At 43.2% G+C, this 26,491-nt stretch carries 20 protein-coding genes; 14 read left to right on the top strand and 6 right to left on the bottom strand.

The window, feature by feature from the left end; all coding sequences use genetic code 11:
• Window positions 1–100: 100 nt before the first annotated feature.
• The 9 genes from G4D82_RS12830 (at window position 101) to queA (ending at window position 11,414) form a co-directional block, all read left to right on the top strand.
• Window positions 101–1,183 (top strand): bifunctional 3-deoxy-7-phosphoheptulonate synthase/chorismate mutase type II, encoded by a 1,083-nt coding sequence (locus G4D82_RS12830; protein WP_166337691.1) that lies wholly within the window; start codon window positions 101–103, stop codon window positions 1,181–1,183.
• 153 nt (window positions 1,184–1,336) lie between these two features.
• Window positions 1,337–2,320 carry a ribosome small subunit-dependent GTPase A gene (gene rsgA, locus G4D82_RS12825; RefSeq protein WP_166337690.1) on the top strand — a complete coding sequence of 328 codons (984 nt, stop codon included), beginning with the start codon at window positions 1,337–1,339 and terminating at the stop codon, window positions 2,318–2,320.
• A 1-nt stretch (window position 2,321) separates the two neighbouring features.
• Window positions 2,322–2,774 (top strand): D-aminoacyl-tRNA deacylase, encoded by a 453-nt coding sequence (dtd, locus tag G4D82_RS12820; RefSeq protein WP_166337727.1) that lies wholly within the window; start codon window positions 2,322–2,324, stop codon window positions 2,772–2,774.
• Window positions 2,775–2,828: 54 nt separating this feature from the next.
• Window positions 2,829–4,730: a DUF3857 domain-containing protein gene (locus G4D82_RS12815; RefSeq protein ID WP_166337689.1), complete on the top strand. Its 1,902-nt coding sequence runs from the start codon at window positions 2,829–2,831 to the stop codon at window positions 4,728–4,730.
• Window positions 4,731–4,733: 3 nt separating this feature from the next.
• Entirely contained in the window at window positions 4,734–6,671 is a 1,938-nt protein-coding gene (locus G4D82_RS12810; protein WP_166337688.1) for a DUF3857 domain-containing protein, read from the top strand.
• 10 nt (window positions 6,672–6,681) lie between these two features.
• On the top strand, window positions 6,682–8,664 hold the full coding sequence (locus G4D82_RS12805) for a DUF3857 domain-containing protein (RefSeq protein ID WP_166337687.1): 1,983 nt from the start codon (window positions 6,682–6,684) through the stop codon (window positions 8,662–8,664).
• Window position 8,665: 1 nt separating this feature from the next.
• Window positions 8,666–8,992: a nucleotide pyrophosphohydrolase gene (locus tag G4D82_RS12800; RefSeq protein WP_166337686.1), complete on the top strand. Its 327-nt coding sequence runs from the start codon at window positions 8,666–8,668 to the stop codon at window positions 8,990–8,992.
• 3 nt (window positions 8,993–8,995) lie between these two features.
• Window positions 8,996–10,246, top strand: a complete 1,251-nt coding sequence (locus tag G4D82_RS12795) for a 3-phosphoshikimate 1-carboxyvinyltransferase (protein ID WP_207788177.1) — start codon at window positions 8,996–8,998, stop codon at window positions 10,244–10,246.
• 118 nt (window positions 10,247–10,364) lie between these two features.
• Window positions 10,365–11,414: a tRNA preQ1(34) S-adenosylmethionine ribosyltransferase-isomerase QueA gene (gene queA, locus G4D82_RS12790; RefSeq protein ID WP_166337685.1), complete on the top strand. Its 1,050-nt coding sequence runs from the start codon at window positions 10,365–10,367 to the stop codon at window positions 11,412–11,414.
• A 386-nt stretch (window positions 11,415–11,800) separates the two neighbouring features.
• On the opposite strand, the gene G4D82_RS12785 is transcribed toward queA, so the two are convergent.
• Complete coding sequence (locus G4D82_RS12785; RefSeq protein ID WP_166337684.1) at window positions 11,801–12,532, bottom strand: SIMPL domain-containing protein; 732 nt, start codon at window positions 12,530–12,532, stop codon at window positions 11,801–11,803.
• A 100-nt stretch (window positions 12,533–12,632) separates the two neighbouring features.
• On the opposite strand from G4D82_RS12785, the gene kynU reads away from it, so the two are divergent.
• Window positions 12,633–13,928 carry a kynureninase gene (gene kynU / locus G4D82_RS12780; RefSeq protein WP_166337683.1) on the top strand — a complete coding sequence of 432 codons (1,296 nt, stop codon included), beginning with the start codon at window positions 12,633–12,635 and terminating at the stop codon, window positions 13,926–13,928.
• On the opposite strand, the gene G4D82_RS12775 is transcribed toward kynU, so the two are convergent.
• The gene (locus G4D82_RS12775; RefSeq protein ID WP_166337682.1) at window positions 13,908–15,719 is read right to left on the bottom strand and encodes a hypothetical protein; all 1,812 of its coding nucleotides are present in this window, start codon (window positions 15,717–15,719) and stop codon (window positions 13,908–13,910) included. The two genes, kynU and G4D82_RS12775, sit on opposite strands and share 21 nt — an antisense overlap.
• 159 nt (window positions 15,720–15,878) lie before the next feature.
• On the opposite strand from G4D82_RS12775, the gene G4D82_RS12770 reads away from it, so the two are divergent.
• The 3 genes from G4D82_RS12770 (at window position 15,879) to G4D82_RS12760 (ending at window position 20,028) form a co-directional block, all read left to right on the top strand.
• Complete coding sequence (locus G4D82_RS12770; RefSeq protein ID WP_166337681.1) at window positions 15,879–16,970, top strand: agmatinase family protein; 1,092 nt, start codon at window positions 15,879–15,881, stop codon at window positions 16,968–16,970.
• Between the two features lie 215 nt (window positions 16,971–17,185).
• Entirely contained in the window at window positions 17,186–18,499 is a 1,314-nt protein-coding gene (locus G4D82_RS12765; RefSeq protein ID WP_166337680.1) for an ammonium transporter, read from the top strand.
• Window positions 18,500–18,687: 188 nt separating this feature from the next.
• On the top strand, window positions 18,688–20,028 hold the full coding sequence (locus G4D82_RS12760) for an FAD-dependent oxidoreductase (RefSeq protein ID WP_166337725.1): 1,341 nt from the start codon (window positions 18,688–18,690) through the stop codon (window positions 20,026–20,028).
• Between the two features lie 157 nt (window positions 20,029–20,185).
• Here the strand turns inward: G4D82_RS12760 and G4D82_RS12755 are convergent, their stop codons facing one another.
• The 4 genes from G4D82_RS12755 to G4D82_RS12740 all read right to left on the bottom strand — a co-directional run bounded on the left by G4D82_RS12755 (window position 20,186) and on the right by G4D82_RS12740 (window position 25,281).
• Window positions 20,186–20,548, bottom strand: a complete 363-nt coding sequence (locus tag G4D82_RS12755; RefSeq protein WP_166337679.1) for a cupin domain-containing protein — start codon at window positions 20,546–20,548, stop codon at window positions 20,186–20,188.
• Window positions 20,548–23,067 carry a T9SS type A sorting domain-containing protein gene (locus tag G4D82_RS12750; protein WP_166337678.1) on the bottom strand — a complete coding sequence of 840 codons (2,520 nt, stop codon included), beginning with the start codon at window positions 23,065–23,067 and terminating at the stop codon, window positions 20,548–20,550. The genes G4D82_RS12755 and G4D82_RS12750 overlap by 1 nt, the downstream gene beginning before the upstream one ends.
• Window positions 23,068–23,240: 173 nt before the next feature.
• Window positions 23,241–23,609 carry a DMT family protein gene (locus tag G4D82_RS12745; RefSeq protein ID WP_166337677.1) on the bottom strand — a complete coding sequence of 123 codons (369 nt, stop codon included), beginning with the start codon at window positions 23,607–23,609 and terminating at the stop codon, window positions 23,241–23,243.
• Window positions 23,610–23,763: 154 nt separating this feature from the next.
• The gene (locus G4D82_RS12740; protein ID WP_166337676.1) at window positions 23,764–25,281 is read right to left on the bottom strand and encodes a helicase HerA-like domain-containing protein; all 1,518 of its coding nucleotides are present in this window, start codon (window positions 25,279–25,281) and stop codon (window positions 23,764–23,766) included.
• A 372-nt stretch (window positions 25,282–25,653) separates the two neighbouring features.
• Between G4D82_RS12740 and G4D82_RS12735 the strand changes: the two genes are divergently transcribed.
• Window positions 25,654–26,475 carry a MotA/TolQ/ExbB proton channel family protein gene (locus G4D82_RS12735; protein ID WP_166337675.1) on the top strand — a complete coding sequence of 274 codons (822 nt, stop codon included), beginning with the start codon at window positions 25,654–25,656 and terminating at the stop codon, window positions 26,473–26,475.
• Window positions 26,476–26,491 lie beyond the last annotated feature (16 nt).

The raw sequence follows: 26,491 nt of genomic DNA, 5'->3' as shown, positions 1-26,491 counted from the left end.
AAATTATTAATTCAAAATAAGATATAAATCCCGGTGTGCTATCGGGATTTTTTTATGGTGGAGTTTCCCGCGAGAATCCATCGCCACAAAACAATAACTCATGGAAAATAACGCCTCGATGAGAAAATGGCTCGACGATTTTGCACTTTCACATCCGCTAGTGATTGCCGGGCCGTGCAGCGCTGAAACCGAATCGCAAGTTTTGGCCATTGCCGACCAGCTTAAGAACTCTGATGTGAGTATTTTTCGCGCGGGCATCTGGAAACCCAGAACACGCCCGGGTGGTTTTGAAGGTGTTGGTGCCATCGGTTTAAAATGGTTGCAAAAAGCGAAAGCCCAAACCGGTTTGCTGATGGCAGTTGAGGTGGCCAACGCGGCGCATGTCAAACTCGCCTTAGAACACGATATCGATGTTTTGTGGATTGGCGCAAGAACTACGGTGAATCCGTTTGCGGTGCAAGAAATTGCCGATGCGCTTCAAAAAACAGACAAAATTGTATTGGTCAAAAATCCGGTAAACCCTGATTTGGCTTTGTGGCTTGGTGGTGTGGAACGACTTTATAACGCCGGTGTAAAGAAACTGGGCGTGGTGCATCGCGGTTTTTCAACTTATGAAAAAACGACCTACCGCAACATTCCCGAATGGCAAATTGCCATTGAACTCCAGAGTCGTTTTCCCGATTTACCACTGATTTGCGATCCGTCGCACATTACCGGCCGTCGCGATAGGATTCAGGAAGTTTCCCAGCAAGCACTCGATTTGAACTACGACGGGCTCATGATTGAAACCCACATCGACCCAGACCATGCTTGGAGCGACGCCGCACAACAAGTTACGCCTACGGTGCTCAAACAAATTTTCAAAGATTTGCGTATCCGGAATCTGAGCACTGAAGAAACCGATTTCAATACCAGAATGTTCCAATTGCGCACTGATATTGATCGGGCCGATACCAAACTGCTGGAGATTTTGGGCAAGAGAATGCAGATTTCCGAACAAATTGGCGCGCTCAAAAAGGAGAAAAACATAGCCGTTTTACAAAGCAAGCGCTGGAACGAAATTTTACAGAAAATGATTTGCGAAGGCCGAACCTATGGGCTTTCAGAAGAATTTGTGCTGCGCTTATTTAAAGCGGTTCACCAGGAAAGTATCGTACATCAAGAAAAAATCATCAACAGATAAGCGCTTCTGGTTGAATACAGAAATCTCCCTGCACATAGAGAAAATCAACATCAAATAAAACACAAGGGCAATCGAAAGGTTGCCTTTTTTATTTCCGGGTGGCGCCGTCTTTAAACGATTCCTTTTTTTACCTTTGCCGAAATCTAACAATGCATGACGGGACTTGTTTATAAATCTACCGGAAGTTGGTACACCGTAAAATCCGAGCAAGGCGATTTTATCGAGTGCCGCATTAAAGGGAAGTTCCGCATCAAAGGTATCAAAAGTACCAATCCGATAGCTGTAGGCGACCAAGTCGATTATGAGTGGGAAGAAACTGCCGGCGTCGTAACGGGAATGATTCATCACATTCATCCCCGAAAAAATTATATCGTGCGCAAATCGGTCAACTTGTCCAAACAAGTACATATTATTGCGTCGAACATCGATCAGGTTTTTCTGTTGGTCACCATTAACAATCCGCCGACCACGACAAGTTTTATTGATCGTTTTTTGGTTACCGCTGAGGCCTATCATATTCCGGCCGTATTGGTGTTCAATAAAATCGATACCCTTGACGAGGCAACACTCGATGAGCAGCTTTTCTTGCAATATATTTACGAGCAGATAGGTTATCCTTGTTTGAGGGTTTCCTCTACAGAACAAAAAGGCATTGGGCCGCTCAAGGAAATGATGAAGGGCAAAGTGAGCATGTTCTCTGGGCATTCCGGTGTAGGGAAATCAACTCTTGTCAATGCACTGGAACCGACACTCGATTTAAAAACTACTGAAATCTCTGAGCAAAGCAAGCAAGGCCAGCACACTACCACTTTTGCCGAAATGTTCGATTTGTCTTTCGGGGCCAAAATTATCGATACGCCGGGTATCAAAGGTTTCGGTATTGTCGATATGCAGCCACAGGAAATCGGCGATTATTTTCCGGAGTTTTTTAAACTAAAAGACCAATGCAAATTCAACAACTGTTTGCATAAAGAAGAACCGCATTGTGCCGTCAAAGTGGCGCTCGATACCAACGAAATTGCTTGGTCACGTTATCGCAGCTATTTGCAAATGCTCGAAGGCGATCAAGAGCATTATCGCACCGATATTTACAATGACGACCGCATCGCGAGCGACCAAACCCGACAATCCGAGTAGCATGAAAGTGGTGATTCAAAGGGTTTCAGAAGCTTCAGTAGTGGTGGACGAAAAAAAAGTAGCTGATATCGCTCAAGGTTTGCTAGTACTTGTTGGTGTGGAAGACGCCGACACCGCAGAAGACATCGACTGGCTGACCAATAAAATCGTGAACCTGAGAATTTTCGCAGATGCCAATCAAGTCATGAATCTGTCGGTGAAAGATATCGATGGTGAAATTATTGTCGTGAGCCAATTCACTTTGCACGCTTCGACCAAAAAAGGCAATCGACCGTCGTATCTCAAAGCCGCCAAACCCGAGATTTCCATTCCGGCGTATGAAAATTTTGTGCTGGCATTGGAGGCACTTTTAGGCAAAAAAGTACCAACCGGGATTTTTGCCGCCGACATGAAAGTATCGTTGCTTAATGATGGCCCGGTCACGATTATTATCGACTCTAAAAATAAGGAATAAAGAAATGTTAAGTTTTTCTAAAAATAAATTTTATTTTTGGACAAATTCTTCTCGATGAAACATTTCTTTTTGCCTTTTTTTATAGCTTGCGTTCAACTCGCAGCTGCCCAAAATTATCTTACATGCCTTAACATTCCTGATAGCTTAAAGCAAAATGCAAATGCTATAGTCCGCTGGGATCAAACCGATATCGATATCCACTCGCAACGAAATATGGACATTCGGAAGAAGCGTGTGGTTACCGTTTTGAATGAAACCGGAATGGCTGCCATTGATGCCTACGAGCCTTATGATAAGCGTACCCATGTGAGAAGCATCGAAGCCACTGTTTACGATGCCTTTGGCAATGAAATCAAAAAGATCAAGAAGAAAGATTTCAGAGACCAATGCATTCTGGATGGCGTGACACTTTTTTCAGATAACAGGGTCGTTTATCTGGATTATATTCCAACTCAGTATCCTTTTACCATTGTTTACGAATGCGAGGTGCAAACCTCAAACACCGCTCAAATACCGAGATGGAGACCGATGGGTCACTATTTTGTGAGTGTTGAGAAAAGCCTACTACAGGTGACTTGTCCGCAGGAGTTAGGCCTTAAAAAACAAGAACATAATTTTTCGAACTTTAATATCAAGAAAATCGTTGAAAAAGACACTCAGTTGTCTTACGAAGCCTCGGGGCTACTGGCTCAGAAAGAAGAGTATTTTAGCGTCAACTACAATAAGATATTTCCTTGGGCATTGCTCGGTCTGGAGAAGTTTAACCTTGAAGGGGTTGATGGTACTGCCAAGACTTGGAAAGAATTCGGCAAATGGTATGCTGAGTCGCTGCTCTCGGATACTGAAGAATTGCCCGATGCCACGATAGCCAAAGTGAAAACTTTAGTTGGTGCGGAGAGCGACCCAATAAAGAAAGCTAAGATTATCTACAATTATGTGCAGCAAAAATCCCGATACGTGAGCATTCAGGTTGGTATTGGCGGGTTCAAACCCATGCTGGCGAAAGATGTTGATCGTTTGGGCTATGGCGATTGTAAAGCACTGACCAATTACACCAAAGCATTGTTGGGTGCGGTTGGCGTTCCGTCTTACCATACCGTTTTGTATGGTGATCACGACAAAATCGATATGGAGTCTGAATTTATTTCAGTTCAAGGCAATCACATGATTCTATGTGTTCCCTCCGATACAGAATATTATTGGTTGGAATGTACTAGTCAAGACGTTCCTTTCGGATATCAGGCCAACTTTACAGACGATCGAAAAGTGCTAGTAATCAAGCCTGAAGGTGGTGAAATAGTCAAAACCCAAAACTATCGAGACGAGTCCAATACTCAGTTCTGCAACGGCACCTACAAACTCACAACTGATGGAACGTTTTCAGCGAAAATCCAAATGGACTCAGAAGGCTCGCAATATGGCCCAAAATATCATTTAGAACATCGCAGACCGAATGAGCAAGAAGCATATTACAAAGCCTTTCTGAGTCATATCAACAATTTGAAAATCAGCAAAATGACGTTTTCAAATGATAAGGAATCCGCGAGGTTTACAGAAAAACTAGATTTGGATGCCATCCAATACGCCACGATAACGGGCAATAAGATGCTTTTTCCAATCAATGCTTTCAACCGCTACGATGGGAACATCAAGCGCATTCGTAACCGGAAAACCGATTTTGAGATCCAGCGTGGAAGCTATGACAAGGATGAGGTGATAGTGGAGTTACCAACAGGATTTACAGTAGAATCATTACCTGAGAATGTTCAGTATGACAGTAAGTTTGGCCAATACAAAACCGAGATTCTCAAAAAAGATGAGTCTACACTAATTTATAAGAGAACATTTTTACTCAAAAAAGGATATTATCAGCATAATGAATATGAGGCTTTTCGGCTTTACATGGAGCAGATTGCCAAGAACGATAATGCCAAAATTATTTTAAATAAAATCTAACCCATGAAAACCAGACAGTTGTTTTTTTCGCTCCCATTCCTATTATTTACAATTGCGTTTCAAGCCCAAAAAATGGATTTGGGTAAAGTGACTATTGCCGAACTCGAAGAAAAAGAACACCCAAGAGATCCGGCAGCGCCTGCGGCAATCCTTTTTAAAATAGGCGAGAGCCGAACCCGAGATGAGAATGGCTACATCAGCGTAACCGAAGTAAAGACCAAAATTAAAATATACAAAAAAGAAGGCTTTCAGTGGGCCAACCAAGAAGTGGCTTTTTATAAGTTGGGTAACACCGAGAATATTTATTTCAGTGACGCAGTGACCTATAACCTCGTCGATGGTAAAATCGTAAAGTCTAAATTAAAGAGCGACGGCCAGTTTGAGGAGAAAATCAATAAGTTTTTCAGCCGAAAGAAAATCACTTTGCCCAACGTTAAAGAAGGTTCAATCATCGAGTATAGCTACATCATCAAATCGATCGGTTACAGTATTCCAAGACGATGGGATTTCCAGACGACCATTCCGATGAATTATTGCCAGTATAAAACTTATATCCCTCAGTACTTTGTTTATAAAAAAAGTCAAAAAGGCTATTTATTTCCCAAAGTGACCGACGAGAAAATCAACAACAATTTGGGTTTTTACGACAATGTGACGACCTACGTTGCCGAGAATTTTCCAGCCATCAAAAAGGAAGCTTATGTGAATAACATCAACAATTACGTTTCGAGCGTCTCTCATGAACTGGCCACAATCGATATCCCACGGGTATTGTTGAAGAGTATTTCGACCAATTGGGACAACATCACCAACGAAATATACAAAATGGACGATTTCGGATTGGAGCTCAACAAAAAAGGATATTTCGAAGACGAGTTGGCTCCGATTCTTAAAGGTTTAGAGAAACGAGACGATAAAATTGCCGCAATTTTAAATTTCGTGAAATCGAAAGTAAAATGGAACGGATACGAAAGTTATCTGTGCGATGACGGCGTGAAAGCGGCCTACAAAAATCAACTTGGCAATGCGGCCGAGATCAATTTAATGCTCGTCGCCATGTTGCGATCGGCCGGAATCGATGCCAATCCGGTATTGTTGAGTACGCAATCGAATGGTGTGGTGCTGTTTCCGAGCCGAACGGCATTTAATTACGTAATCGCTGCAGTTGAAATCACTGAAGATTTAATCCTGCTCGATGCTACAGAACAATTCTCGGAACCTAATATTTTGCCACTAAGGGATCTCAACTGGACAGGAAGATTGATTCGTAAGGAAGGCAGCTCTACCGATATTGACTTGTTTCCTAAAACACTTGCTAAAGAGGCCGTAAATATGAGCGTGTCGATAAACCCAGATGCCACTGCCAACGGAAAAATTAGGTGTCAATTGGCCTGCCACGAAGCATTGGTGTACCGTCAAAATAACAAGAGCGTTAACGATGAAGTGTATCTTGAAACACTCGAAAACAAATACAAAGCTATTGAGGTAGATGATTACAAACGCGAGAATTTGCTGGACAATACCAAACCCATTATGGAAACATATAGTTTTAAAGACAGCAACAGTGCCGAGCTCATCGACGGAAAAATATATTTCTCTCCTTTACTTTTCTTGGGCTTGAAAGAAAATCCGTTCAAACAAGAAACCAGAGAATACCCTATTGATTTCAACTATCCGTTCCAGAAAAAATACAATATTAACGTTACCCTTCCTGAGGGTTATGCTGTTGAGAGCCTGCCGCAGCCTGTTAACATGATTACCGGAGACGATATCGGCGATTTTAAATACATGATTGTGGCCAATCAAAACCAAATTCAAGTTTCGGTGCTTATGGATATTTATAAACCCTTAGTTGCGTCAGATTTCTATGAAGTGGTTAAAGATTTTTATCAGAAAGTAGTCGACAAGGAAAACGAAAAAGTCGTTTTAGTCAAGCAGTAATTTGACAAAGATGAATAAAGCAATCTTTCTTTTTATATTCATTGGGTTTTATCAACTCCACGCCCAAAAATTAGAGTTGGGAAAAGTTTCAATCAAAGAGCTACAGGAAAAAGTTTGTCCAACAGACACTAGTGCCGCCGCCGCTATTCTATTCACCAAAGCCAAAACGGTTTATATATACGAGAAACAGGGTTTTTATCTAAACCATATCTACGAATACCGGATTAAAATTTACAAAAAAGAAGGGTTGAAATGGGCCAACTTCAAAATGCCGTATCGCATTGGTTACGAGTCCATTCGAGATGATGCCTTGAATTTCTCCGAAGCGATCACTTATAATCTGGTTAACAATGAAATCGCGAAAACCAAACTGAAAAATGAAGGAAGTTTCAAGAGAAACGTCAATAAATATTGGGATGAGGCCGGAATTACGATGCCCAATGTAAATGTGGGTTCGGTAATTGAGTTCCGTTATATCATAAAATCTGACAATATGGTGAAATACCCGGTTTTCAATTTTCAGTACGACATTCCTGTAAAATATGCCGAATACAAAACTGAAATTCCGGAGTTTTTTGTTTATAACCCGATTTTTTCCGGATTTCAAGAAGTCGATACTCAAGCCAAAGTTGAGTTAGGTTATCAGAACTATGACGACAAGAACAACCAAGGCCTGCATATGTCCTACAGGCAAGTCAATAGCGTTCACAAATTAGAAAATGTTCCGGCGTTGAAGCAGGAGCAATACCTTGACAACATAGAAAACTATCGAATTTCTGTTGACTATGAATTGGAAAAGACGCGATTTCCCGAAGTGCCCGAAAAGATTTTCACCCAAACTTGGGAAGACGTGGCAAGGGTAATCTACAAAGACAAGGATTTCGGACAGCAACTCGGCAAAAAAGACTATTTCTTGTCGGATTTGAGATTGGTACTGAAAAATAACGATTCTACCGAAGCATCCAAAGCCAAAGCCGTTTTCAAATTTGTTCAAAACAAGATGAATTGGGACGGCACTTATGGCTATTTAGCCGAAAAAGGAGTAGAAAAAGCCTATCACGAGAATAGCGGTAATGTGGCAGAAATCAATTTTATTTTGGTTTCGATGCTCAATTATGCCGGACTCAATGCCAATCCCGTATTGCTCAGCACCATTGACCACGGGATTCCGGTATATCCCAACCGGACCGTTTTTAATTACGTTGTCGCTGCCGCTGATGTCGATGGGAAGACCGTACTTTTCGATGCGACCAACAAATATACTGCACCCGGAATACTCCGTTTGTCAACCTTAAATTGGGTTGGGCGACTGATTCGCGGAGACCAGAGTTCTATAGAAATAAACTTAGCGCCATCGACTGCTTCCAAAGTATCGAACAATGTGATGGCAGTTCTCGACGCAACAGGGAAAGTGACCGCCAAAGTTAGAAGGCAACATTCCGACTATTTGGCGTTACAGTTTCGCGAAAAATACGGAAATTTGAACGCTCAAGCGTATCAGGACGATTTGGCGGTGCATTTTGAGGTTGCTGCCATCGAGGGTTATGCTGTTGAAAACAAATTGACGGATTTCTCAAAGCCCATCGTTGAAACCTTTAATTTGGCCTCCGATAATTTGGTAGAGCGAGCTAATGACCAGCTCTTGGTTGATCCGATGTTATTTTTCAGTACGGCAAAAAACCCGTTTCAGGAAGAAAAAAGAACACTGCCGGTCTATTTCGGCTTTCCCAAACACCAGAAGTACAACATCTTTATCGATGTACCTCAAGGCTATAAAATAGAATCGGTGCCAAAAGCAGTCACCATTGCCACTCCAGAGAATGTGATGCTTTTTTCATATAAGGTTTTAGCTCAGGAAAACAAACTTCAGATTTTAGCATCACTAGAGAACAACGCTTCGGTGGTATCGGCTGATTTTTATGAAGCAATGAAAGAATTTTATAACAAAGCTATCGAAAAGCAAAACGAAAAAATCATCCTCAAAAAGCTATAAAATGAACCTCAAAAACGCCCAACTCGAAGTAGACAATTGGATTAAAAACCACGGTGTGCGCTATTTTAACGAACTCACCAATATGGCGCAACTCACCGAAGAAGTCGGCGAAGTAGCCCGCATCATCGCGCGTCGTTATGGCGAACAATCTGAAAAAGAATCTGACAAGAACAAAGATTTAGGAGAAGAATTGGCCGATGTGGTTTTTGTAGTTTTGTGCTTGGCCAACCAAACCGGAATCGATTTGCAAGCGGCTTTCGACAAGAAAATGGATATCAAAACAGGTCGCGACCACGACCGTCATCACAACAACGAGAAACTGAAATAAGTTTTGGGCGAAACTTCAGCCGATATCAAGTTAGAACATGTAGCCGAAATTGTTCAGGCGCGTATTTTCATTGGTGGCAGTAAGTCTGAAACCAATCGATTGTTGTTGTTGCAAGCTTTGTATCCGCAATTGCCACTCGAAAACATTTCCGATTCAGAAGATTCGCTACTGATGAAAAAGGCGCTTTCGGCCAAAGATTCCGTTATCGATATTCATCATGCCGGAACAGCGATGCGTTTTCTAACGGCTTACTTCGCGATGCAGGAAAATCGTGAAGTTGTACTTACCGGTTCTTCCAGAATGAAACAGCGCCCGATTGGCATTTTGGTAGCAGCACTCAAGGCGCTCGGTGCTGATATTTCTTACGAAGAGAACGTCGGATATCCGCCACTGCGCATCAAAGGAAAAAAACTCATCGGAAATCAGCTCAGCATTCCAGCCAACGTGAGCAGCCAATACATTACAGCATTATTGCTCATCGCGCCCCAACTCGAAAACGGACTTGAGCTGCAACTCGAAGGCGAAATCACTTCCGCGCCTTATCTGCAAATGACTTTAAGATTGCTGAATCAAATCGGCGTGCAAACAATTTTTGAAAATAATCTGATTCAGGTTTTTCCGCTACAACAGCCATCCACCATCCACCATCCACCGATAAAAATAGAATCCGATTGGACTTCCGTTTCTTATTTCTATTCGATAGTTGCCTTATCAAAACCCGGAACACAACTTACACTTTCGAGTTTCCATCAAAACAGTCTACAAGGTGATTCATTTCTAACCGAAATCTATCAAAGTTTCGGAGTGCAAACCCAATTCGACAAAAACACGATCATTCTGGCCAAAACCCACCAACAACCAACAACCATCAACCAACAACTAAAAGACCATCCCGATCTCGCGCAAACCATCGCCGTGACTTGCTTCGGATTGGGCATTGGCTGTCAACTTACCGGATTACATACGCTCAAAATCAAAGAAACCGACCGCTTGAAGGCTCTGCAAAACGAACTCACTAAACTCGGCGCTGAAGTTACCATTACCGACGATTCACTGACTTTAGCTGCTTCCACAGTTATCGAGCCCAATCAAAAAATTGCTACTTACAACGACCATCGTATGGCTATGGCTTTTGCGCCGCTGGCGTTGAAAGTTCCTGTAGAGATCGAGAATCCGACAGTCGTTTGTAAATCCTACCCGAATTTCTGGAACGACCTACAAAAAATCGGATTTCAAATCTCGTCATCCCAATAAACTCAGGCACTCAGGTACTCAGGCACTCAGGTACTAAAAAATAAAACCCAAAACGCTTGACTTCGCCCTAGCGCCGATAGTATATTTGCGGGCTAAATAAAAAAACTAACGCCCGAGTATGAAACTATCGCACTTCAACTTCAATTTGCCCAAAGAACTACTGGCTGAATTTCCAACCGAGAACCGTGATGAATCCCGTTTGATGGTCATCAACCGCGAGAAAAAAACCATCGAGCACAGAATGTTTAAAGACTTAATCGATTATTTTGGTGATGGCGATGTACTAGTGCTCAACAACACCAAAGTATTCCCGGCGCGTCTTTATGGCAACAAGGAAAAAACCGGTGCGCGCATCGAAGTGTTTTTGCTCCGCGAACTTAACTCAGAGCAACGCCTTTGGGATGTTTTGGTAGATCCGGCTAGAAAAATCCGTATCGGGAACAAACTTTATTTCGGCGATGACGATTCATTGGTGGCTGAGGTAATTGATAATACCACTTCGCGCGGTAGAACCTTGCGTTTCCTTTACGACGGTTCGTACGACGAATTCAGATACAAACTCAAAGAACTCGGTGAAACTCCGATTCCGAAATACATCAACCGCGAAGTCACTCCAGAAGATGCCGAGCGTTACCAAACCATTTATGCCAAAAACGAAGGAGCCGTAGCCGCGCCCACTGCCGGTTTGCATTTCTCTAAACACTTGCTAAAACGATTGGAAATCAAAGGCGTGAATTTCGCCGAAGTCACTTTGCATGTCGGTTTGGGAACCTTTAATCCGGTGGAAGTAGAAGATTTATCGAAACACAAAATGGATTCGGAGGAACTCATCATTACCCAAGAAGCCTGCGATATCGTGAACGCGGCCAAAGCCAAAAAGAAAAAAGTTTGCGCCGTCGGAACCACGTCGATGCGCGCTATTGAAAGTTCTGTTTCGTCTGCCAAAACCCTGAATCCGTACGAAGGCTGGACCAACAAGTTCATTTTCCCGCCGTACGATTTCAGTGTGCCGAACTGCATGATCACGAATTTTCACACGCCAAAATCCACTTTGCTGATGATGGTTTCTGCGTTTTGCGGCCACGACCTGATGAAAAAAGCTTACGACGAAGCCATCAAGGAAGGTTACCGTTTCTATTCCTACGGCGACGCGATGCTCATCCTGTAACCGAAATGCATATCGATAAAAAAAATCCCGTCAATTACTGGCGGGATTTTTTTTGTTAACACGGATGACACTAATTTTCACGGATTCCTATATCTGTGATAATCTGTGCAATCTGTGTTTGTTTTTGGGCGTGCCGGCGGATGAACTCTCCGTTTCGATTTTAATCCATTGGTCGCCGTCGGGCTATTCGTTGCAAGTCCTCGCTGGGCTGCGGGCTTTTCACTTTTATCCCTCACGCAGTCACAACTCAACCTCAACATTATGCTTCTTATTTGAACTCCTTTATGCCTGAAGCCCACTGGGCTTGCTCCTCTTAATCTCACTCGAGGCGAAGCCGAACTGAGCGAAGCTAAATCTCACGCATTTGGGCTGACAGCTCAACCAATCTAATCCACCTGATAAACCAACTTTACCGTAATATTCGCCGTCTTGTTTTTCGACATTGTATTGAACGAACCGCCATAAGAAAAATCCTCCGAAGAGTTTTGCCCGGTAATCTGGAAAACGCCCATATCCGATTTTTTTAAATTCCCTAAACCGGCTCCGGCATTTTCGGCGATACTTTGGGCCCGCGTGCGCGCATCTTTGGTCGCTTCGGCAATCATTTTGATTTTGAGTTCGGCCAGCTTGGTATAATAATATTCGGGCGGGTTGGAGTAAAATTCTACGCCTGAATTAATGAGTTCGCTCGACTGTCGTGAAATGTCTTCTATCATGTTCACTTGTGTAGATTGTATCGTCACGGTTTGCGTTAAGTTGAAACCGGTGAAAATCTGCTGCTTGGTCGAGCCGTTTTCGTTGTAGATGTAGTCAAAATCTTTGTTGAAATTCACCGCAGAGAATACAATCTCATTCTGCTGAATACCTTTAGAAAGCAAGTAACTCTTGATTTTTTCTCGGTCGGCATCCAGTGCGGCATAAGCGTCTTTCAAAATCATACTTTTCTTGGAAAACGAGCCACTCCAAACAATCAAATCGGAAACGAAATCTTTTTTTCCGAGCCCTGTTACGCTGATCGTGTCGGCACTTTGGTTGCGGTTCCGGAAGGCATCAGAGAATAAAAAAGCGGCCACCACAACGGCCAGTGCAATAATTAGTGTATTGGCATAATTTCTCATAAGAATCGGTTTAGGATTTAAAAGTAAATATTTTCAAAACACAACGGCAAACCTTCGTAGTTATTTTTTGTTATTTTTACGCACCTTAAAAAAATGCATCATGACTTTTCAGAACACTAGAGAATTTGCGCAACAACTCGATGGGCAAGACGCTTTACGTGCCTACCGTGACGAATTTATCTTTCCGCAGCACAACGGCAAAAATGTGATTTATTTCACCGGAAACTCGCTCGGGTTGCAACCCAAAAGAACCAAAAAATACGTCGATGAAGTCATGAACGACTGGGCCAACCTTGCTGTTGAAGGCCATTTTTATGCCAACAAACCCTGGTGGGATTATCATGAACGTTTCGCTGCACCACTGAGTAAAATTGTAGGCGCGAAGCCATCGGAAGTGACTGTGATGAACACCCTTACGGTCAATTTGCATTTGCTCATGGTATCGTTTTATCGCCCAACGAAAACGCGCTATAAAATCCTCTGCGAAGAAAAAGCATTTCCATCTGACCAATACATGTTCCAGAGCCAAGTGCATTTCCACGGCTACAAAACCGAAGATGCGATTGTCGAGGTCAAACGCCGCGACGGCGAACACAACATCCGCTTAGAAGACATTCTCGCCAAGATTGAAGAAGTCGGAGACGAACTTGCCTTAGTCTTAATTGGCGGAGTGAACTATTACACCGGACAAGTTTTCGACATCAAAACCATTACCGAAGCCGGACACAAGGCAGGCGCAAAAGTCGGTTGGGATTTGGCGCACGCTGCCGGAAACATCCAACTCGAACTGCACGATTGGAACGTTGACTTTGCTTGTTGGTGTAGTTATAAATACATGAATTCAGGGCCGGGCAATGCTTCGGGTTGTTTCATCCACGAGAAGCACCACAACGATTCCAACTTGCCGAGATTTGCCGGTTGGTGGGGCCACAACAAAGAGCGTCGTTTCAAGATGGAACCAGCTTTCGATCCGGTTCATGGAGCCGATGGTTGGCAAGTGAGCAATTTGCCGATTCTCTCGCTCGCGCCTTATTTGGCTTCGGTAGAAATGTTTTCCGAAGTCGGGATGGACGCTTTAATTACCAAACGCAACCAGATTACAGCTTACCTCGAATTTGTTCTGCACGAAATCGACAAAGAAGTAGATAGTACGTTCGAAATCATTACTCCGCAAGACCAATCCCAGCGCGCTTCGCAGTTGTCAGTATTCCTGCACGGTGAAGGCCGAACCTTATTCGATTACCTGATGAGCAATGGCGTGATTACCGATTGGCGTGAACCTAACGTAATCCGACTAGCGCCGGTTCCTTTGTATTGCTCTTACGAAGACATGTACGACTTCGGCCAGATTTTAAAACAGGGCATTTTGCAAAAGCTAAACTTGAACAGCCTCTAAAACAGGAATGTCGATTGACTGAAGCACATTTGTGTAATGATTCAATTGCTTTTGAATTTCATCGCGTTGGGTTACAAAATAAGGCGAATCAGAAATCAATTGTTGATAGTAACCGATTCCGTCAAGTAAATTTGATTGGAAAGTCAGCCACTTCTTGATTTGCGGCGAGGTGGCTTCAGTGTTTTTGAGGTCTTTTTGTAAATAATCCACATAGAGTTTCAGCTCATTGATAAAAACGTGCGGACGATGTCCAGTAGTCATCACACTAGCATTGCCATAAATGTGCTGCACCATTTCCCGGAGCGAAACTTCACGGTCAAAGTAGGCCAAATTCGGCCCAGGGCAAATCACGACACCTTGGTCTTGCCCTTTGATTTTGATGCTGTGTTCTAAGTAAGAAGCGTTGGCCAAACCTACACAAAGACAGGATTTCTCGGTGATTTTGTCGAACGATTTTTGAAAATCTTCTGCCGAGAGTTGTTCTTTTTCGGCCAACAGTTCTTCTAATTTGATGTCTTGGTATTTCTTGGCGGCGGTGCACATTCCCATCGGATCGTACTGTTTGTTGCCCAGCGCTAACAATTTCTTTGGGCAAGAACTTCCGGCTTTATCTTCGGAGATTCTTTTCTGTTTCAGTTGTTCGTTGGTGGTGCCTCTGACCGTATTGAACGGAACGCCGAGCGGAGAAATATTACTCAAATAAAAATCGTCTTCTTTCGCTTGGGCCAATAAATTCCGTGTTTGCGCATCAACAGAAGTGGCTTCAGGAACCAGCAAAAAGGGCGAGCCCCAACCAATCGAATCCAAATGATAATGGTTCAGTAGAAATTCGTGTTCCACGGCCGCTCCGACACCACCTTGCGCGGTGATTTTCAATGGCAATGCCGATTCGGGGATAGGTCTTCCTTTTTGCGACAAAGCTTTTTCCATCAAAGGTTTTGCAGAAGCGATGAGTTCGTTTTTCTTTTGTTTGAATTCTTCGAGAATCGGCCCCATAAGCAAACCGTCTGTAGCAAAGGCATGGCCACCACAATTAAGCCCCGATTCGATCCGGTACTCGGAAACCCAAAGCCCTTTTTTGGCTAAGAAATTCCCTTGAATCATTGCCGAACGGAAATCGCTTACCTTCAAGATGATTTTCTTTTTGAGCCGACCATCTGCTGTAGGGAAAAAGTCTTGAAATTGCTCAATATAACTGTACAGCCTCGGGTTCATTCCGGCAGAAAGCACTAACGACGATTGAAGTTGACTATGGGCAAAACCCCGAAGCGCTGCATGGGCGTCGTTAAATTCTACCGGCAATTGCGTTTTCTTATCGAAGTTGTCTTTGTCTACTTTGGTCATGATGTTAACATCAATTGCGCCCGGATGCAAATGGCTTTCGATATACTCTTGGAGCTGTTCCTCAAGCGATGGCCCATCGAGAAATTGTTGCAGTTTGGTCTTGATTTCTGAATGGTTTGGTAGTAGCGCGATGTAGTTTTCTAAGGCCGTTTTGCTCTCGGCGAGCTCGGTTTTGAACTGAGAGAATTTCTCTTTTACAATCTGATCGACCATATTGAGGTAATGCGTAATTCTGCTGGCACGGAAGTCTTCGATTTTGGTTGTGATTTCTTGATACGGCAACTTGAATTTGGCGCTATAAAAGGCGCGCATTTTCTCCAGCAGTTCGTCGTCGGTAATTGAAACGACCGAATCAATGCCGAAGTGTGCCACGCGGATTGGGCTGTCGATGGTAAAGGCCAATCCCATGACGGGAATATGAAAAGTATGTAAGGAATTTGTGCTCATACGAAGGGATTAAATAAACCGCAAATATGAGTAAACGCGTCCATTAAAAACCTGATAATTGTCATGCGTAGCGGAAATTCCCACTTTTGTTTTGCAATCAAACCAATGCGATTATCTTTGCGCGAGATAGGCGTTTGATGCCTTAAAATTTTTTCTAAGATGATGAACAAACAACAGAAAATAGAAAATTTCGACCCGTCGCAGCCCGGCTTGGCCGATCAGAGCATTTTTGGCTTGCCTTTTACGGCTGACGAGAGCGAAATCATTATTATTCCCGTGCCTTGGGAAGTGACGGTGAGTTACGGTTCAGGTGCGTCCAACGGCCCCGATGCTATTTTGGAAGCCTCGTTTCAAGTCGATTTGCACCATCAGGATTTTCCCGAATTATGGAAGCTTGGCATGTACCTCGATCTAACCGATCAAACCCAGAATTGGGCCGACAACAGCGAGAAATACAAAGCCTTGGCACAACCGATTATAGAAGCGCTGGAAAGCGGCGAGGTCATTGAAAGCCATCCGGCCTTGCAGTCTGATTTGGATAAAATCAACAAAGTTTGCCGCGAACTCAAAGACGAAGTGCGCGAGCGTGTTTTATACTGGATGGAACGTGGTAAGAAAGTAGCGCTGCTTGGTGGCGACCATTCTACACCGCTGGGTTATTATGAAGCTTTGGCTAGAAAGCACGACCATTTCGGGATTCTGCACCTCGATGCCCACATGGATTTACGCATTGCTTACGAAGGATTTACCTATTCGCACGCATCCATTATGTATAATGCTTTGCAGTTGCCGCAGATTACCAAGATCGTTCAGATTGGCATTCGCGATTTCTGTAAACAAGAAGTAGAGGTAGTTATGGCGCAAAATGGACGTGTTCAAGTGCATACTGATGCAGACATGAAAGCCGAAACCTTCAAAGGCATGACTTGGGATGAGCAATGCAACAATATTATTGCCGCGCTTCCCCAAAAAGTAGCCATCAGTTTTGATGTCGATGGCATGTATGCTTGGTACGGACCCAATACAGGAACTCCGGTTCCGGGCGGGTTTTCGTATGAGCAAGCCACTTATTTGTTCAATAAATTAGCCGATAGCGGAAAGGAAATCATCGGTTTTGATTTCGTGGAAGTCGCTCCGGGCGAAACCGATTGGGACGGAAATGTTGGCGCGAGAATGCTGTATCATTTGTGCGGAATCCTCGCCAAGAACAACGGAATGGAAGTAGGCCAGCGGATTAATTTCAAAAAATAAATTACTAGTCACATTTCATAGCAAAGCCCGTTCAATTGAGCGGGTTTTTTATTTATAACTAGCATGAGTTTCTAAAAAAAATGCCTTCATTTTCGAAAATGCCCTAAAATTGAATGGGGTATATTTTAAAATTCATAAAAATCAACTTGGTAATAGGTGTAAATTTTTAGGGTAAAATTCAATTTTCTATTTTTAGATCAAATAAACTGCGAACGATGAGAAAAATTACCTTAACCCTAGTTTTGATTTTACTTTTAGTGCAGAGTTTGTTCTCGCATCTGATACTGCAAGAAAACACGGCTATTTCCACCACTTCACAATTTGATACCGGCGATACGGCCTGGATGCTTGTGGCTACCGCGCTGGTTTTATTAATGACTCCGGGTTTGGGTTTTTTCTACGGCGGTATGGTCGGAAAGAAGAACGTGATTAGCACGATGATGCAGAGCTTTATGGCGATGGTGATTGTCACTGTGCTTTGGGTAGTGATTGCTTTTGGTTTGTCGTTCGGGCCTAGCCTCGGCGGAATTATCGGCAATCCGGCGGGTTATGTTTTCTTTCAGAATGTGAGTGTTTTGACTTCTTGGCCTTTAGCGCCTACGATTCCGTTTTTGTTGTTTGCCTTGTTCCAAGCGAAGTTTGCCATTATCACACCGGCTTTGGTAACCGGAGCTTTTGCCGAGCGCATTCGTTTTTGGGCTTACTTGCTTTTTATGGTTTTGTTTATACTGTTTATTTACACGCCGCTGGCACATTGCACCTGGCATCCGGATGGCTTGTTATTTCAACTCGGCGTGCTCGATTTTGCCGGTGGCACCGTAGTGCACATGAGTGCTGGTTGGGCAGCCTTAGCCGGAGCTATTTTTTTAGGGAAACGCAGAACACCCAACACCAGCCCGGCCCGAATTACTTATGTTTTGCTGGGTACTGGCTTGCTTTGGTTCGGTTGGTTCGGGTTCAATGCTGGCTCTGCGATGGGCGCCAATGGAATTGCCGTGCAAGCTTTAGGAACTACTACCGTTGCAGCGGCGGCGGCTTCGATGGCCTGGGTGTTTCTTGACAAAATCTGGGGCCACAAACCATCGGCAATGGGCGCTTGTATCGGTTCGGTGGTGGGATTGGTGGCCATTACTCCGGCGGCCGGTTACGTGAGTATTCCACATGCCATTTTTATTGGAATCTTCAGCAGTTGGGTGAGCAATGTGATGGTGTCGAAATTCCCGAAAGGCAAAATTGATGATGCGCTCGACGTATTTTCGTGTCATGGAGTTGGAGGTATGACCGGAATGTTGCTCACAGGCGTTTTTGCTTCCAAACAAGTGAATCCGGCAGTGGTCGATCAGGGTTTGATTTTTGGCGAAACAACATTGTTTTTGCACCAGTTGGTGGCTTTGATAGGTGCTTCTGTGTTTGCCTTTACGGCTTCGTGGATATTGTTTTTTGTGGTCAATAAAATCACGCCTTTGCGGGTAAGTCAAGAGAAAGAGGAATTGGGGCTAGACCTCACCCAACACGGAGAATTCTTGTAAATCCAGTGGCTGCGTGAAGGATGGCAGCGGTTAGCCCACAGCCCGGTTTGCAAAAGCGGGCGAGGACCAATAGCGTACAGCCTGACCCTTGTGGGCACGCCCAAACCTTAAGAAATAAATATATCGTTTTTGACTTCTTGAATTTGATTATTACTTACTTTTGTGGCCTACATTTACTTTACTTCTCGATGCAGCAACCTAAGAAAATAGCGGTAATCGGCTCTGGATTGGTCGGGTCATTGCTGGCTATTTATTTGAGAAAAGCCGGACATACCGTACACGTTTACGACCGCAGCCCAGATATCCGAACCATAGAGTTTTCAGGTCGTTCAATCAATTTAGTGATGTCAGACCGAGGTTGGAAAGCGCTCAAAGACATGGGGCTCGAGCAGGAAATCAAGAAAATTGGCATTCCGGTAGACAAACGCGCTATTCACTTGGTAGGCAAAGAACTCCAATACCAATATTACGGCAAAGAAGGCGAGGCGATTTTCTCTTTGTCACGCGGTATTCTGAACCGCAAGATGATTGATTTGGCTGAAGCAGCCGGAGCGGAATTTTTCTTCGAACACAAAATTTGGGATGTTACTTTAAGTGATGCCACCATCCACATCGGCGAGACCGAAAAAGGCGAGTGGGAAGAACTCAAATACGATTTGGTGTTTGGCTCTGATGGCGCTTTTTCAAGGGTTCGACACAGAATGCAACGCCAGAGCATGTTCAATTATTCGCAGGAATTTTTGAAAATCGGTTACAAGGAATTGCACATTCCGGCCAACGCAGACGGCACGCACAAACTCGACAAGAACTCTTTGCACATCTGGCCACGCGGCGAATATATGCTGATGGCGCTCGCCAATACCGACGGCACTTTCACCTGTACGCTGTTCATGCCGCACGAAGGCGAGAATTCGTTCGAAAACCTCAAAGACAAAGAAACTTTAGAGGCTTATTTCGCGGAACATTTTCCCGATACGGCCGATGTGATTCCTGACTTGGTGCGCGATTTCTTCAAAAATCCGACTAGTTATTTGGTCACGATGAAATGTTTTCCCTGGACTTATGAAGATAAAGTGGCGCTGATTGGCGATGCTTGTCACGCAATTGTCCCTTTTTACGGACATGGCATGAACGCCGGTTTTGAGGATATTACCGTGCTCTACCAATTGATGGAGCAATACGGCGACGACTGGGAAACCATTTTCAAAGAGTATGAAACTTCGCGTAAACCCAACGCCGACGCGATTGCCGAGCTGTCTTACCGCAATTTCATGGAGATGAGTTCCAAGACCGCCGATGCGCAATTCCTGTTGCAGAAGAAAATCGAAAAGTGGTTTTCAGAAAAGCATCCGAACAAATGGTTGCCGCTCTACAGCCGCGTGACTTTTAGCCTTCGTCCGTATTCTGAGGCGCTCGCTTTGGGCAACCAGCAAAACGCCATTATGGAGCAAGTCATGAAAATGCCTGATATCGAAAAACTCTGGAATTCCGAAGCGGTCGAAAATAAAATCCTGGAGTTACTGGGTTAAATTTTTCAGAAGCTGATCCGGCTGTATTTTACAAGTTTTTACAAAATCCCTGGGTTTTCTAAAGTTCCCGAAAACGCTTCCGCTGGTCGCGTTTCGGCAACAAGAAAACCATCACGGCTTTTGTAAAAAGCTTTTCATTCCCATCCGGGCTAGGGCTTTATTCTTCCCGATGTACTTTATTGAAATCAAAAGCAGGTTTGCAGATCGCGATGTATTCGCAAGGCTCGTCAAAAGGATTCGAGTATTGCACGCGCGTGTTCTTCTCAATCTTAATCGATTGTCCAGCCTCCAAAATTACTGTGTCGCCTTCAATGATAAACTGCTTTTTCCCTGAAATGATATAAGTGTATTCCTCGAATTCAGGCGTTTGGAACGGCTCGGCCCAATGCGGTGGCGCAATCATGTGCGCAATCGAGATTTCTGGATTATTCGTCGTAGCGATGCCATGGTGTTCCTCGATGAGTTTACCATCAGTCGTCGGAACCACAAAAGGCGATTTTTGAATCAGGTATTTTTTCATTATTGCTTAATGATTTTTTCAACCCTAAATCCGTTTGAAGTTTTGATTTTCAGAAAGTAAATTCCGCTGTTTCTGTTGCTTAAATCAAGTTGAAGCGATGCGGTATTCGTAAGCACTTTCTCTAGAATTCTTCCCTGCAGATCGAACAACTCCACCGAAGTCATGTTGTCTTTAGAAACAATGTTTATCCAGTCTTCGGTCGGATTAGGTGCCAATGAAACACGATTGTTTTCAAAAGTTGTATTACTCAAAAGTTCAGAAATGGTCGAAGTGGCGGTATTGGTTTCAACTGGAAAATTATAATCGAAATACACGCTCGCTTGGTTTTCTATGGTGTCACCTATAACAAGGTTGTCTTTAGTTTTGATTTTAAAAGCGACAAAACCACTGCTGGTTGGTTCGTTTTCAGTAACTGATGAAAGGTTGATATCCTGAAAAATAAATTCAACTTGAGGGCCCGAAATTTTTGTGAGCAGTGAATTTGAAGCAGCAATCACTTGCAAAGAAGCGACGTCAAATTCGGCTACATTAACTAAGTCTTTCACCACCACATTTTTCGCCATTGTCTCGCCGGTATTCTGAAAACGGATTAAATAGTGCACATAATCACCGATCAATTCAGTAGAGATTTCATCGCCTTGCAAACAGCTTTTATCATTGGGCAATGCAGTATCAGCAACGGTTTGTGCCAAAGTGAATTGGTTGTCTGAAGCCGTTTCATCATCCTCCACCGGAATAGAAAGGATAAATCGCAACACGTCACCCGAAACAACAGCCGGAGTTTCAAGCGAAGAATTCAAATTCAGAATCAAATCAATCGAACGGGTTTCAAAAGGTTTTAATTGGCTGAAATTCCAAACCAACTCGTTACTGATTTGTTGATTGATCGCTGGATTGGCCGCCACAAAATGAAGTCGGTCTTCTTGATAATTCAAACTGATGTTGCCTGAAAGTGTTTGGTTGCCTTTGTTTTTGTATACTAACTTATAGTGTGCATCAGTTCCCGGTTGGGCAGCCTTCAATGGCAGCATCATGATTTCCAAATCGTTGTGAATGCCGTTGGGAACCACGCAGAAATGCTGGGTTTGCGTACTGTTGGTGTTGTTTTCGAAATTGACCAAAGCCGTCGCCGGCGTTACGGTGAAATAAGGATTTTCGAGTTTGGGTGTCAGGGTATAATTCCCGTTTTTAGTAAAAAATGAATAACCGCCCTGAGCGTCAGTAGTAGTTTCATTTTGAGTATTACCGCTGAGTTCTAATTTACAATTCGCTAAAGCAATATCGCCCAGATCGCAACCATTGTTGTCAAAATCTAAAGTGAGCTTTCCCGTTATTGTATTATAATCACCGCCAGGAACAAAACTGCAATAGGTATTGATTTCGATAGTGTCAATCTGGTTGTTTTCCAAGATTTCTTGCTGGTCTGCAAAATCTTCTTCGTCAAGGCAGAGATAAGTCAGGTTCGGGCAATTCAAATTGGCATTGGCCCAGATGAAATCCCGATGTCCGTTTTTTAGGTTCACCCAAGTCAGGTTCGGATTGTCGTTGATATAATATTCCGGACCATTTCCATAATTTTCACATTCAGTCAAGCTGCTAAAATCGAGAGCGGTAAATAAATTAAAACTCACGTCAACAAAATTTAATCGGTGTACTTGGCTTAAATCAAGCGATGAAAGTTGGTTCTCGCCACAACTGAGCCATTCCAAATTCGGGTTATTCCCTAAATAGAGTGCGCCGAGTTGGTTGGCGTTGCAGCTCAACTTGCGCAAGGCTGTGAGTAATGAAACATCTATGGAATTGAGTTGGTTCTCGCTACATTTAATTTCTTCAAGTAGCAAATTGTGCTCAAAATTCAATTGAGTCAGGTTTGATCCTTCGAGTTCGAATTGGCGCAAGTTCACCAAGTCCGCCAGATTCAAATAAGTGAGATTTCCCGGATGCTCGCAACGAAACGTCTCTAAATTGACCAATCCGTCAAGTACAATGGTTTCTAGCTGGGTGTGTTGTGCCGAAAAAGACCTTAAATCTTGTGCATGTGAAAGATCGATTTGAGTGAAATTAGTGTTGTAAAAATATACAGTTCTCAAGTTGACCGTATCTTCGAAATTGAGGAAATTCACCGCGCCAGCATAACCTACACTCAAGTTTTCTAAGGCAGTCAAACCTTCAAGATTCAGCGTATGAAAGTTACATTTGGTAAAACGCAGCGATTTCAAATGTACCATGCCTGAAAGATCAATCGGTTCAGTAATCGTAGTATAAGAACCAAAGTTCAGGATTTCTAGATTTTCAAATTCGCGAATGCCGGTAATGTTATTGAAATTGGCAAACGAAAAACTCAATTCAGTTACCAGTAAGGCTTCGCTAAGGTCTATTTCTCCGTCTTCGTTCAGGTCAATAGTTGTAGGGTAGTTGAGCAGTTTGTCTTTGAAGGTGGCATCTGGGAAATCGATAATTTGTGCCACGCCGCCAACGGAGCATAAAAAAGTGAGCAAAAACAAGTAGTATTTTCTCATTGGGGCAATGTTTGCCCAAAGGTACAGGGAATGGTTTTGGCACTCCAGAAATCGAGTAAAAAATCGACAACGGCTACAAAAAAACCGATGAAAAGAGCGTTTTTCTATCGGTGAAATTCATTTGATGGGCTTTCAAACACGGATTGAGCTCAATAATGAATTGCAGGTTTGGGCTATTTCTTGAAAATAAAATACACCGCCAACACCAAAAAGCAAAACCCTACGGCATGGTTCCAACGGAAAGTTTCGTTCTTGAAAAATACCAGCGAGAAAATCACGAATACAATTAAGGTCACCACTTCCTGAATTACCTTAAGTTGCATGAGCGAAAACGGGCCGCCGTTGCCTTCGAACCCCATTTTATTGGCCGGCACCTGAAAGCAATATTCAAACAAGGCCAAACCCCAACTGATTAGGATAACAGTAATCAGCCCCGCATTCTCAAACCATTTGAGTTCCTTGAATTTTAAATGCCCGTACCAAGCCAGCGTCATGAAGATGTTGGATAAAACCAATAAACCGATGGTGAGAAAACTTTTCATTCGATGCGTAATTTTTTGAATCAGGAGCCGGGAACCTGCTGTCCGCTCTATCTTTTACTCCGCTGAGGCTCCGCAAAAGGATGCCGCTGCCATCAGGGCTAGGGGATTCCATTAATTAACAATTAATAATTAATAATGAATAATTGTTTTGTGATTACTTCTTTAGAATTTTGCTTAGAATACTGAAGGCACCACGGATGAAGCTTGCGCTGGTTACGACTTTCAGTACTGATTTTCCGACTACACTTGCGGTACTAGGCTCGCTGCTTTTGGTTTCTTCAGCCTGAGTTTGCTGAGCTTGTGTGGCTTGCTCGTAGGCGGCTTCGATTTTTTTGGTTAGGATTTCACAAGCGCTTTCCCGGTCAATGATTTCGCTGTATTTACGCACCAATTTTGATTTAGCGTTTATGGCCTCAATTTCTGCTGGAGTTAAAATATCCATGCGGCTTTGAGGGGCGCGGAGCATTGTTGCGGCAAGTGGTGTAGGCGTTCCTTTCTCGCTGAGTGCCGTGACCAAGGCTTCTCCAATGCCGAGCGAAGTGATGAGTTCTTCGGTTTGATAAAATTCCGATGTTGGATAATTATCCGCCGTAAGCTTGATAGCTTTGCGGTCATTGGCGGTAAAGGCCCGAAGTGCGTGTTGTATTTTCAAACCGAGTTGGGCCAGTACGCCACTGGGCACATCCATCGGATTCTGAGTGATAAAGTAAATGCCGATGCCTTTGGAGCGAATCAGTTTCACAATTGTTTCGATTTGGTCGAGCAGGGTTTTGCTGGCTTCGTTGAAAATCAAATGCGCCTCGTCGATAAACAACACCAACTCAGGTTGGTCGGCGTCGCCTTTCTCGGGCATTTGCTGGTAAATCTCTGCCAGTAGGCTCAACATAAAAGTCGAAAACAATTTGGGTTTGTCTTGAATATCGGTCAGTCGGATGATATTCACATAGCCTTTCCCGTTTTCATCAAAGCGCATTAAGTCATTGATATCAAATGAGAGTTCCCCAAAAAATAAATCGCCACCTTGTTGTTCAAGTTCGATGATTTTTCGCAGAATCGTTCCAGTTGTTGAGGTCGATATTTTTCCGTAGGCCGCTTCGATTTCTTCTTTGCCTTCTTCAGTAATGTAATTCAATACTTTTTTAATATCTTTCAAATCGAGCAGTGGCATTTTGTTATCGTCACAATATTTGAAAATCACCGAAACCACGCCGGCTTGTGTGTCATTCAAATCCAAAATCCGTGAAAACAAAACCGGTCCGAATTCTGAAACCGTGGCCCGAAGTCTGATACCGTTTTGCTCCGAAAGCGTCATCAGCTCCACCGGAAAACTCGAAGACGAGTATGGAATACCGATTTTCTGATGTCGTTCTGTGATGAATGGTTTCTCTTCTCCTTTGGCAGCAATACCACTGAAATCGCCCTTGATGTCCATCATCAGCACCGGAATTCCGAAACTTGATAGTTGTTCAGAAAGCACTTGAATTGTTTTGGTTTTTCCGGTTCCGGTAGCGCCAGCAATGAGTCCGTGGCGGTTTAAGGTTTTGAGCGGAATGCGAACTTGGGCTTCGGGTATTACTTCGCCTTCAAGTATTGCGGCGCCTAGTACAATGCTTTCTCCTTTGGTATGGTAGCCTTCGGTAAGGGTTTGAATGAAATCGGTTTGATTTGCCATGGAAATGAATTTTAATCGCTTGAATTGATGCGCAAGTTAATTTTTAGTTGACTATTTTGGGTGATCTCTGCCGATATTTTTTACCAATTCAGTCACAAAAAATGATGAAGATTTCTTCGATGATATAATAATAGGTTGTTCCTGCGTTATTTGAATCAATGGTTGCGCAAAAGTTGTAATTGGTTCGATTTCATTTGCTTTGCTAAAATCTGCTCAATGCCGACAAAGACGGGCTTTCGCAAGGTTTTAAATTAAATGCAATTAAATTAAAAAAAGTTTTTTTATTACAACTAAAAATCTAAATTTGCTGCTATTCAAAGTTATTTACAACTAAAACTAATAAATTATTTAAAAAATTTAAAAACTAAAAAAATGGCAAACGTTAAAAAAGAAAGTGGTTCAAGTTTAGGAGGAATGTTCTCTGGGATCGTAATTGTAGCATGTATATTGGTTGGAGTTCTGGTTTGGAGTTTCATCATGGGTGCTGGTTCTAACTTTGAAGGCGGCGTGAATACCGGAGCTCCATTAAAAGGAAATTATTTGGCGATGGTATATAAAGGAGGTCCAATCGTTCCAGTGTTGATGGGCTTACTCCTAATGGTGGTTGTGTTTTCTATTGAAAGATACTTCGTAATCACCAAAGCAACAGGAAAAGGAAATCTTGACCAGTTCATGAAATCAGTACAGTCAAGCGTAACTAAAGGGGATATCGAAGGAGCACTTGCAGCTTGTGACAAACAACAAGGTTCTGTGGCTAACGCAATCAGATCGGCTTTAGTGAAATACCAAGAAGTGAAAAAAGAAGGTTTCAACAGTGAAGAGGCTGCTGAGACGATTCATAAAGAAATCGAAGAAGCTACGGCTCTTGAAATGCCAATGCTAGAGCAACACATGACTATCATCTCGACTTTGGTTTCTCTAGGAACACTTGCTGGACTTTTAGGAACTGTAACGGGTATGATTAAGGCCTTCGCTGGATTAGCTGGTGGCGGTGGAGCAGATTCTGCTGAATTGGCAAACGGTATCTCTGAAGCCTTGATTAACACGGCTACTGGTATCTCGACTTCTGCTTTGGCGATTATCATGTACAACTACTTTACTTCTAAAATCGATACCTTGACTTACTCTATTGACGAGGCAGCCACCACAATCGTAAATACTTACAGACACTTTAGAGGTAGCTTAAAACAATAATTTTGGTAGTCAATAT

This window comes from Flavobacterium lotistagni (assembly GCF_011392125.1).
Taxonomy (GTDB): Bacteria; Bacteroidota; Bacteroidia; order Flavobacteriales; family Flavobacteriaceae; genus Flavobacterium; species Flavobacterium lotistagni.
The sequence above is the reverse complement of the archived record's forward strand: the minus strand, read 5'-3'. Positions and strand labels throughout refer to the sequence as shown.

Bases quoted from the DNA above. Each gene is read 5' to 3' on its own strand.
- G4D82_RS12760 (WP_166337725.1), top strand. From the start codon at position 18,688: ATGCAGCAACCTAAGAAAATAGCGGTAATCGGCTCTGGATTGGTCGGG.
- G4D82_RS12745 (WP_166337677.1), bottom strand. From the start codon at position 23,609: ATGAAAAGTTTTCTCACCATCGGTTTATTGGTTTTATCCAACATCTTC.
- rsgA (WP_166337690.1), top strand. From the start codon at position 1,337: ATGACGGGACTTGTTTATAAATCTACCGGAAGTTGGTACACCGTAAAA.
- G4D82_RS12755 (WP_166337679.1), bottom strand. From the start codon at position 20,548: ATGAAAAAATACCTGATTCAAAAATCGCCTTTTGTGGTTCCGACGACT.
- G4D82_RS12765 (WP_166337680.1), top strand. From the start codon at position 17,186: ATGAGAAAAATTACCTTAACCCTAGTTTTGATTTTACTTTTAGTGCAG.
- G4D82_RS12750 (WP_166337678.1), bottom strand. From the start codon at position 23,067: ATGAGAAAATACTACTTGTTTTTGCTCACTTTTTTATGCTCCGTTGGC.
- G4D82_RS12800 (WP_166337686.1), top strand. From the start codon at position 8,666: ATGAACCTCAAAAACGCCCAACTCGAAGTAGACAATTGGATTAAAAAC.
- G4D82_RS12740 (WP_166337676.1), bottom strand. From the start codon at position 25,281: ATGGCAAATCAAACCGATTTCATTCAAACCCTTACCGAAGGCTACCAT.
- G4D82_RS12805 (WP_166337687.1), top strand. From the start codon at position 6,682: ATGAATAAAGCAATCTTTCTTTTTATATTCATTGGGTTTTATCAACTC.
- G4D82_RS12735 (WP_166337675.1), top strand. From the start codon at position 25,654: ATGGCAAACGTTAAAAAAGAAAGTGGTTCAAGTTTAGGAGGAATGTTC.
- G4D82_RS12815 (WP_166337689.1), top strand. From the start codon at position 2,829: ATGAAACATTTCTTTTTGCCTTTTTTTATAGCTTGCGTTCAACTCGCA.
- dtd (WP_166337727.1), top strand. From the start codon at position 2,322: ATGAAAGTGGTGATTCAAAGGGTTTCAGAAGCTTCAGTAGTGGTGGAC.
- G4D82_RS12775 (WP_166337682.1), bottom strand. From the start codon at position 15,719: ATGAGCACAAATTCCTTACATACTTTTCATATTCCCGTCATGGGATTG.
- G4D82_RS12785 (WP_166337684.1), bottom strand. From the start codon at position 12,532: ATGAGAAATTATGCCAATACACTAATTATTGCACTGGCCGTTGTGGTG.
- G4D82_RS12830 (WP_166337691.1), top strand. From the start codon at position 101: ATGGAAAATAACGCCTCGATGAGAAAATGGCTCGACGATTTTGCACTT.
- kynU (WP_166337683.1), top strand. From the start codon at position 12,633: ATGACTTTTCAGAACACTAGAGAATTTGCGCAACAACTCGATGGGCAA.
- G4D82_RS12770 (WP_166337681.1), top strand. From the start codon at position 15,879: ATGATGAACAAACAACAGAAAATAGAAAATTTCGACCCGTCGCAGCCC.
- G4D82_RS12810 (WP_166337688.1), top strand. From the start codon at position 4,734: ATGAAAACCAGACAGTTGTTTTTTTCGCTCCCATTCCTATTATTTACA.
- queA (WP_166337685.1), top strand. From the start codon at position 10,365: ATGAAACTATCGCACTTCAACTTCAATTTGCCCAAAGAACTACTGGCT.